This is a genomic window from Anaeromyxobacter sp. SG66 (assembly GCF_022690805.1).
Taxonomy (GTDB): Bacteria; Myxococcota; Myxococcia; order Myxococcales; family Anaeromyxobacteraceae; genus Anaeromyxobacter; species Anaeromyxobacter soli.
Window position 1 is genome coordinate 1 of sequence record NZ_JALCZC010000150.1, and the last position, 8,113, is coordinate 8,113.

General features: G+C 66.9%; 8 protein-coding genes. 3 read left to right on the top strand and 5 right to left on the bottom strand.

The annotated features are described in order from the left end of the window. Positions 1–103: 103 nt before the first annotated feature. Both MNZ39_RS22265 and MNZ39_RS22270 read right to left on the bottom strand, forming a co-directional pair. Positions 104–904, bottom strand: a complete 801-nt coding sequence (locus MNZ39_RS22265) for a nucleotidyl transferase AbiEii/AbiGii toxin family protein (protein WP_242341290.1) — start codon at positions 902–904, stop codon at positions 104–106. Then, entirely contained in the window at positions 901–1,479 is a 579-nt protein-coding gene (locus MNZ39_RS22270) for a type IV toxin-antitoxin system AbiEi family antitoxin domain-containing protein (RefSeq protein ID WP_242341291.1), read from the bottom strand. Before MNZ39_RS22270 ends, MNZ39_RS22265 begins: the two co-directional genes overlap by 4 nt. Positions 1,480–1,677: 198 nt before the next feature. Here MNZ39_RS22270 and MNZ39_RS22275 point away from each other — a divergent pair, with 198 nt between their 5' ends. Continuing rightward, the gene (locus tag MNZ39_RS22275) at positions 1,678–3,309 is read left to right on the top strand and encodes a DUF6884 domain-containing protein (protein WP_242341292.1); all 1,632 of its coding nucleotides are present in this window, start codon (positions 1,678–1,680) and stop codon (positions 3,307–3,309) included. Beyond that, entirely contained in the window at positions 3,306–3,842 is a 537-nt protein-coding gene (locus MNZ39_RS22280) for a hypothetical protein (RefSeq protein ID WP_242341293.1), read from the top strand. Before MNZ39_RS22275 ends, MNZ39_RS22280 begins: the two co-directional genes overlap by 4 nt. A gap of 51 nt (positions 3,843–3,893) precedes the next feature. Here the strand turns inward: MNZ39_RS22280 and MNZ39_RS22285 are convergent, their stop codons facing one another. The 3 genes from MNZ39_RS22285 to MNZ39_RS22295 form a co-directional block, all read right to left on the bottom strand. Further along, entirely contained in the window at positions 3,894–4,364 is a 471-nt protein-coding gene (locus tag MNZ39_RS22285; protein ID WP_242341294.1) for a hypothetical protein, read from the bottom strand. 291 nt (positions 4,365–4,655) lie between these two features. Continuing rightward, positions 4,656–5,429 (bottom strand): hypothetical protein, encoded by a 774-nt coding sequence (locus MNZ39_RS22290; protein ID WP_242341295.1) that lies wholly within the window; start codon positions 5,427–5,429, stop codon positions 4,656–4,658. A gap of 18 nt (positions 5,430–5,447) precedes the next feature. Continuing rightward, complete coding sequence (locus MNZ39_RS22295; protein ID WP_242341296.1) at positions 5,448–6,827, bottom strand: MBL fold metallo-hydrolase; 1,380 nt, start codon at positions 6,825–6,827, stop codon at positions 5,448–5,450. 390 nt (positions 6,828–7,217) lie between these two features. Between MNZ39_RS22295 and MNZ39_RS25145 the strand changes: the two genes are divergently transcribed. Next, positions 7,218–8,024, top strand: coding sequence for a putative Ig domain-containing protein (locus MNZ39_RS25145; protein ID WP_374202557.1), 807 nt, complete (start codon positions 7,218–7,220; stop codon positions 8,022–8,024). Positions 8,025–8,113 lie beyond the last annotated feature (89 nt).

Consider the following 8,113-nt stretch of genomic DNA (forward strand, 5'->3'; position numbering starts at 1 on the left):
CCTCGTTCACTGGAAGCTCCTTGGACTCGCCGCCAAGCGAGGCCGTTGGTGTTTGGTCACCGAGGAGCTTCCACTTCCTTCTCAGCCTCCGCGAACTTCCGATTCACACATTCTTAGGGACACAACCATCTTCTTCAGCGATCGCCGCGTACGGATCCTTCCAGTCCATCGGCGGATCCGGCAGGCGCGGTGGAGTGGGATGCGTCGCGCGGAACCCGAAGGTCTGCTCCAGAGCAGCTCGGAGCCGCCGCGCGTCCCGAGGGCCGATCTGCCCGAGCAGCGCCAGGTCGGGCAGGTCCTTCACGCGCGTGCTCGGCGTAGCTCGTGGCAGCGTGTAGGCATGGAGCTTCTCCGCGACGTGCGTCTCGACCGGATACACCCGCAGCTCGGGGGCGGCGATGCCGGCGAACGCCAGGAGATCGTCGCCGGTGATCAGCTCGGGTTCGCCGAGAATGGGATCGCCGAACGCGACGTCGACGCCGAAGGGCTGACCATAGAGCATGCCCGCGAGACGGCACTCCGCCCGAAACCGCTGGCCTTCGTACTGGACGCCGGGGCCGGTGATATCGGGGTGGCGGGCGTCCACCCTGACCTCGAAGGACATGAAGTCGCCGAGGTCGAGCCTGCCCGCCTCCTGGAGGCGCGCGAGCAGGCCATCGGGCGATCCGACGAGGCGGAGGTCGATGTCGCGCGTGGTCCGCGCCCGGTCGAGGCGCAGTTCGAGAACGAGGCCGCCCTTGAGCGTGGCCGCGTCGCCGAGGACACGCACCAGCCGCGCAAGGTACCGATCGAACACGAGCAGTTGCCGCCGGCGCGCGATGACGCCCGGCTCGGCCACGTTCCGCAGCCGCTGGTCGAGCGCCGCCTTGAACGCTGCCGGAGTCGCGTACTCGCGGGGCTTCATCCTGGGACCTCACGCAACCCGGCGGCCTGCGCGATCTCCGCGAGGCCATCCGACGAAACGAGCCCCCTGGCCCGGGCCTGCTGAAAGGCCTGGGCGAGCAGCTCCGGCGAGAGGTGCGTCATCGCACAGTCGAGGAGGGTTCGGCCCGGTTCGGTTAGGGGTACCGCGCCGAACCACGATCGTTCGTCGGCGCGCACCGTCGCGTGGTGCAGCACCACTCCGCGGGGGATCTTCAGGCGCCTCCGCCGCCAGTCTGCCGGGACCGTGAGGTGGAGGCGCTTCGGGAGGACGTCAGAGAGCTCGTACAGCGAGAGCGCCGTCTCGTGCGAGAACACCCCGGCCTGCTTCGACCAGAGCCAAATCTCGGCGAGCTCCTCGTGCTCGCCGGTCGGGTAGTGAACGAGGCGGTAGATCCCGCGGCGCACCCGCTTGACGCGGCCGAACTCGACGTACCGCTTCAGGAGCTGATGGTAGTAGCCGGCCTCGGCGGCCTGTCCGGTCGTGAAGAGGCCGTCCTGCCCCGAGGCCGTAGCGAACAGCTTGTCCCAACTCGGTTTTGTCGCGGTCCCCGGCACAGCACGAATCTAAACGTTACGTTGCCTTTCGTGCAAGCCGGTTCTGCGAGCCGTTGGGCCCAGCGTCCTTGTGCGGCGGCGAGTCGGCGTTGTCCGTGGCCGTGAGAGACTGAACCTCGTCGGAACCGGCAGTGCAGTCGTCGCGCCGGTCGGTGGTCGACGCTGCGAACCGTGGTGCTTTCCGGGGGGGACATCCCGTTGGCAAACGCAAGTCACCGCGAGTACCGCGAGCACTTCTACGCGATTCTGGACGAGCTGTCGGTGCGGCTGGGCGGAGGCAGAGCGTTTGGCTCGTGCGACGGCCGCATGTCGTGGCCCGGCCGCGGCGTGTACTTCTTCTTCGAGCCAGGCGAAGTGCGCGCGCCGAATGCTGCGGGGCAGCGAGTCGTCCGCGTAGGAACGCATGCGGTTTCTGCCGGGTCGAAGACGACCTTGTGGCAGCGACTGAAGCAGCACCAGGGCTACGGTGGCGATGCGGGTCTCGGGGTTGGCAACCATCGCGGGTCCGTGTTCCGCCACCACGTTGGGCACGCACTCATACGCTCGGGCCGCGGCCCAGACGTGACGGAGGCATGGTTGACGACTTCACCGACGCCCGAGATGCGCGCGTCGGAACTGCCCCTCGAGCGACTCGTGAGCGAGTATCTCGCGAGCATGCGCGTGCTGTGGATCGACGCCGACGATACGCCCGGCTCGAACAGCATCCGCGCGTACATCGAGGCCCACGCGATCGCGCTCCTCTCCGAGGCCGCGGCCGCGGAGCCGGCCTCGTCCGGGTGGCTGGGGCATCACGCGGCCGACGAAGCGATCCGGCGGAGTGGGCTCTGGAACGTGAAGCACGTCGGGCGCTCGTTCGATCCTGCGTTCCTCGACGTCTTCCAGCGCCTGGTGGCGCACACCCCGTCGGTATCCGTTCGTGGCGGAAAGCTTCGCGAGAGCGCTGTGCAGCCAGTCGCTGTGATCACTCCGCCCCCGAGCGTCCCGATGAGCACGAGCGCAAACTCGGCGCTGGAGCAGCCGGTCCTCGCACTCCTCAGTTGCACGAAGAAGAAGGCTCCCGCTCCCTGCCCTGCGGAGGATCTGTACGCGCCCTCTTCCTTCTTCAGAAAGGCGTACGCTCTCGCCCGTCGCGGCGCGCGCGACACGTTCATCCTGAGCGCGAAGCACGGCTTGGTGCATCCCGGCGACGTGATCGCGCCGTACGAGCAGACGCTCGCGGACTCTGGGCGCGCCGAACGACGCGCATGGGCGCTGGGAGTTCATCGCCAGCTGACTGCGAGGACCGAGTACCGCGAGGCGAGGACGATCCTGTGGTTCGCCGGCGAGGCGTATCGTCAAGACCTGATGCCGCTCGTCGTGGGCGACGGCAAGCGCTGCGTCGTCCCGATGGAGGGGCTGGCGCAGGGCGAACAGCTCGCGTGGCTGACTCGCAACGAGCAAGTGCGCACGGAGGCGTTGCCTCGGTCCCAACGCGTTGCGGCTCCCGCCACGGGAGCGCCCTGCGTGAACAGGGCCCTCGAGAAGTCAGTTCTAGAGAGGCCAGCGCGAATGCCGGCGCGCCCCACGGCGTCCTCGTCGGCACCGAGCGCGACCGCGTTCGAGCAGGAGTTGGGTGAGCGGCTGGCGCGCGCGAGACGCGACTCGAAGAAGTCCCTGATCGTGAACGCAGGCGACCTCCACCGTGCGGTCGGGGGCTATCCAGGAACCGGAAACCGGATGCCGATTTGCTGCCGTGTCATGCGCAAGCACATGCGTGCCGGGGACAGAATCGTCGCGGCGCCTCCCCGGGGTGATGGGGCGAGTTTGACTGTGTGCTACGAGCTCACGTGAACACGAAGAACGACAACGCATGCCGCGACCGCGCGGCTACTACGATTGCCCCGGCCGCTGGCGAGGCTTCAGCTCGGCACGCGCGCGCGATGGAGCTGCTGAGGACCGCGAAAGCACTCGCGCAGGAGTACCGCGCCGTCACCGGGAAGCCCCTCGGCATCACGGGAGAGGTCGCCGAGTACGAGGCCGCGCGGCTTCTGGGCCTGGAGCTCACGGTCGCGCGACAGGTGGGCTTCGACGCCATTGAGCAAAGTGGCGGTGACGCTCCTCGTCGGCTCCAGATCAAGGGCCGGTGTCTCCAGAATCGCAGCAAGAAAGGCCAGCAGCTCGGGTCGATCGACGTCACTAAGGAGTGGGATGCGGTGCTGATGGTGCTTCTCGACGAGAACTTCGACGCTCGCGAGATCTACGAAGCGGAACGCGGCGCGGTTATCGCGGCGCTCACCGCGCCGGGGTCGAAGGCTCGGAACGAACGGGGTTCGCTTGCCGTCAGCAAGGTCAAGGCGATCGGTCGCATCCGGTGGAGGCGGTGACCGACGCGGGTCCAACGTGCCGGTGAGTGGGCCCCCCGCGAAGCTGGCAGGTCAGTCTCCTCGAAGCTCCTTCGTTATCGCCCTTACGGTTTCGATCGCAAATGAGGCTTCATCTTGGGCCGTTCGCCACTCGCCGAGATCCTGCGACTCCAGATCGACGGGCTTCTCGTGCATGAGATCGTTTCTCGCCTCGCGAAACCTCTTGCAGGCCGCTAGGAGATCCGAGTCCGAGACGCCGAGCAGCCTCAGCTTTTCCTCGTAGGTCGTGTGGGCGCGGTCGATCTTCTTGTACAGCTCCGGGCCGAGGCGCTCCCTCCCCACCAACGCGAGTAGCGCTTCGAGGTACATGCCGGCGAATGCGATTGCGATGAAGCTCTGCTTGAAGGAGCGGCGCTCAGGATCATGCCTCACGACATACCCAGGCTGACCATCAGGTTTCGGACTTCTTCCCTCCTCAAGAAGTCGCTTCGACTCTGCAGCCGCGTCCTCCGCGATCGTTAGGTACACGCGAACGTTCGTCATGACGGAAGGCATCCGTCGCCTCCACTGCGGGATCTTGTGCGGGGAGAGGCCATGGCCAGTTCGAGCTACACTACCGGGCTGCAAATTGGCGCGCGAGCAGGATGACACCGTCGATTAGGCGGCCGACGTGTCGCCCTCCGGTCCTATCGCGAGCCGTCGGCGGTCACTATTAACGTGCGCTGGGGTTTCGGACTGCCGCCTTCTAATGCCGGACGATCCCAAACAGAGCGCGGGAGGGCGCTTGAGCCGTTCTTGGCCTTCACATTCGGGGGAGCGGACCATCACGTTGCCCTACGGGAGAGGCCAGGCGGCAGAGGCTGCGGGGACCTCGAGGCTGAATGTGAATCCCGCGCCGACCCTCTCGAACGCCACCGCGGAGATGTTGGCAGTCACGAGTTCCGAACGCGTTCGACCCGTGCCGGCCGACGATGGGTCCTCGGACTTGGGCCAGACGATGACGTGGTGCACACGCGCGGCCGATACTTCACCTGGGCGCCCGACGGCTGCTCCGAGCAGCTTCTCGAACGCCGGCTGGTGCGCGCTGACTACGCGACTGAACGCCTGGAGCTGCCGGCGAAGCTGGGCGAGCTGACGCTCCCACTTGAGCTCGATGACGACGGGTTCGCAGCGGCGATCCGTGACCGCGACCGCGAGGAGGTCACAGCGGATGACGTCGTCCGCGGGAGTGTCGCCCAACTCGAGCCGCACCTCGTCGAGCGCGAACAGGAGCTGGTCGAACGGCAGCCCTGGCAGGACGGAGAGAAGCTCGAGGCTATTCGAAAGCGCGGCGCGGACGACGTGGGCCTGGACGCGACGCTCCAGCTTCGCCCTGGCCGTCTCGGATCCCGGCACCGCGGCGTTGAAGTGGTGGAGGACGGAGTCCAGCCGCGCCGCAGTTCCCGCGCCGAACTCGCAGAGCGGTGCATCATCCGACACGCAGACGGCGCGGAACCCGCCCGCGCTCACACGCACGTAGCCGTCGTTCTGATGCAGCTTGAACGCGGTGCGCGCGTACCTCGTCGAAGCGAAATCCGCCAGTCGTTCGAGGGCGACTTCGTTGTCCATGGGCTCCTCTCCGTCGGCCTACACGTCCCACCATACGCCATCAGGCCGAAGCTCGGTTCTGGCGAACAACGAAGCGTACGCTGCAGGTTCGGCCGTGTGGATGGGAATCACGCGTTCCGGTGACACGCTGCGAACGAGCATCTGAAGATCGGGAACGTATGCGTGGCCAGACACGTGATGGACCTCGAGCGGAACCCCGTGGTGTGCAAGAACGCGCTGCATCTGCTGCTCCGCCGCGTTCGCTAGGTACCCGCGCCAGAGCGACCAGATCGCGAGCGCACCGCGCAGTGCTCCCGCGCGCTCGAGCTCGCCGAGCATCGACGGTCGGAACAGCAGCACGATCTCGCGCGCCCGCGGGGCGAGATCCTTCGGAAAGACCCGCCACCGGTGGACGGAGCGCGTCCTGTGGAACTCCTTCGTGTCCTTGACCTGGAGGCGCTCGCGCTTGCGGCAGTAGACCTCGAGCCCCTCGTCACCGGGCACGGGGATGCCGGCCCGGGTAGCAACGCGCGCGAGCGTCGCCGAGTACAGGTCGACGACCAGCGTCCGCCCCGCCTCGCGCGCCGCCTCGTACATCGTTCGCGACCGGTCGAGGTTCTGCGACGACCAAGCTGCGAGGACGAGACCGGGAAACTCGCGAAACCGGCGTGCGAGCGCGCCCCGCAGCTCGGCTTCACCAGGCCCGTCGCCCTCCCGGCCGTCGCCGATCTGCGTCCCCTCCATCAGGAGGGCGTGAACGCCACGTGGCGGATCCCTCAGAAGGCGCACGAACGGCTCGCCGTCGTTGCCGTGCGCGCGGAAGTCGCCAGTGTAGAGCAGCCGGCGTCCGCCCGCCTCCACGAGGAAGGCGAAGGCATCGAACGCGCTGTGCTCGACTTGGTAGGGCGTGATCCGGAAAGCTCCGATCTCGAAGGTCTCTCGATCGCGCAGCGGCCAGCGCGGCTCTGGGAGCGGAGCCCTCCCCGTGAAGAACTCGGCCTCGCGAAGGATGCGCGCTGCTATCATTCCGATCGCGAGCGGCAACCCGGGCGCGGCGTGCGTCACGAGCCCGCAGTGGTCCCCGTGGAGGTGGGAGACGATGACGCCGAGCAGGCTCGGGTCGCCCCGCAGGATGCCCGGCACGTCCGGCAGCGGAACGTCGCCATCCTCGGCGTCGAGCGGCATGCCAAGGTCGAGGAGGATCCGCTCTCCCCCCGAATCGAGCTCGACGCAGCTGCCGCCGACCTGGGCGGCGCCACGATGGATACGGACGCGCATCGTCATCGCGCTCGCATACTCGCGAAGGCACGGACACTCGCGATCGAGTCGCTCGGCAGCGACCAGCGCATGGATCTTCCTCTCCAACGCTCCGCCCCGCACGCCGCTGGACGAGTTGGTGAAGGCGGCCAGCGGCGCCACCTCATCGAGGAGGCCTTCGAAAACCCAAGGGCGAGGTGTGGGCTTCGACCACTACGAGGCGCGTGCGTGGCAAGGTTGGCACCAACACATGACGGCGAGCCTGAGCACGCTGTGGTTCCTAGTGCGGGAGCACCGCAGGCTGGGGAAAAAGAGCGCCGCTCTCGGTGGTGATGATGCGCTTCCTGGTGAGCGAGCTGCTGCGCCGACCACTTTCACCGTCGGAGATCCTCGCTCGCTGTCGCTACCAGCTCATCCGCAACGAGGAGGCTCGCGTCGGCCACTGGCGCGCTCGCGGCCTCACCCCTCCGCCCTGGTAGGCCACACGTGACTTCGTACAGTAGAGGTAGAGATACGGTGGACAAGTAGGAACGAACGCTGTCTTCTACTAGGGTGCGACCGCGCCTGACGTTCAGTACACTGTTAGCTACGGCGGCACTCCTTGTCGCGGGGTGCTCAGGCACCGAGAATCCGACGGGGCAGCCGCCGAGCAATCTGACTTATTCGGCTAACCCGGCGATCTATGTCACGGGTAAGGCCATCACACCGAACGCCCCAACGCTGAATGGGAACGCAACAGAGTTTTCTGTTGCGCCACCGATTCCTGTGGGGCTGACGTTTGATACGCTGACAGGCGTTATTTCGGGCACGCCGACGCAGGCTACCGGGACCGCGGACTACATCGTGACGGCGAGGAACTCGCGCGGTTACACGACTGCGAGCCTCACAATGACGGTTGCGGACCCTCCGCCGCCCCCGCCTCCGCCGCCTCCCCCGCGCGGACTCGTCTATTCCGCGAATCCCGCTACCTACACGGTTGGGCGACCCATCACTCCAAATGTTCCGTACGTGACCGGCGGGACCGTAGAAACCTATGCCGTTGCTCCGAGTCTGCCGCAAGGAATCGTACTCGACACGGCCACAGGAGTGATCTCCGGGACGCCTGCGGTCCTAGCCCCCGCCGTTGCGTACACCGTCACCGGAAGTAACGCGAGCGGCACCACGGCGTCCGTACTAACGATTGCGGTCGAAGAGCCCCTGCTGCCACCGGCGAACCTCGTCTACGGTTCGCTTTCGGCATCGTACACGTCGGGGCTGGCGATTCCGCCAAACACCCCAGCCAGCAGTGGCGGGCCCGTCGAGATGTACTCGGTAACGCCTGTGACCTGCCCCCCGAAAACTGGACGGGTCGAAGCGTGAGTCCTCTACTGATCGTGGAGGACGGATGCGGAAGAGCAAGTTCACCGACGAGCAGATCATCAAGGTCCTGAAGGAGGTCGAGGCGGGCG

Coding starts and splice junctions, on each gene's coding strand:
- MNZ39_RS22265 (WP_242341290.1), bottom strand. CDS start 904: ATGAAGCCCCGCGAGTACGCGACTCCGGCAGCGTTCAAGGCGGCGCTC.
- MNZ39_RS22285 (WP_242341294.1), bottom strand. CDS start 4,364: ATGACGAACGTTCGCGTGTACCTAACGATCGCGGAGGACGCGGCTGCA.
- MNZ39_RS22290 (WP_242341295.1), bottom strand. CDS start 5,429: ATGGACAACGAAGTCGCCCTCGAACGACTGGCGGATTTCGCTTCGACG.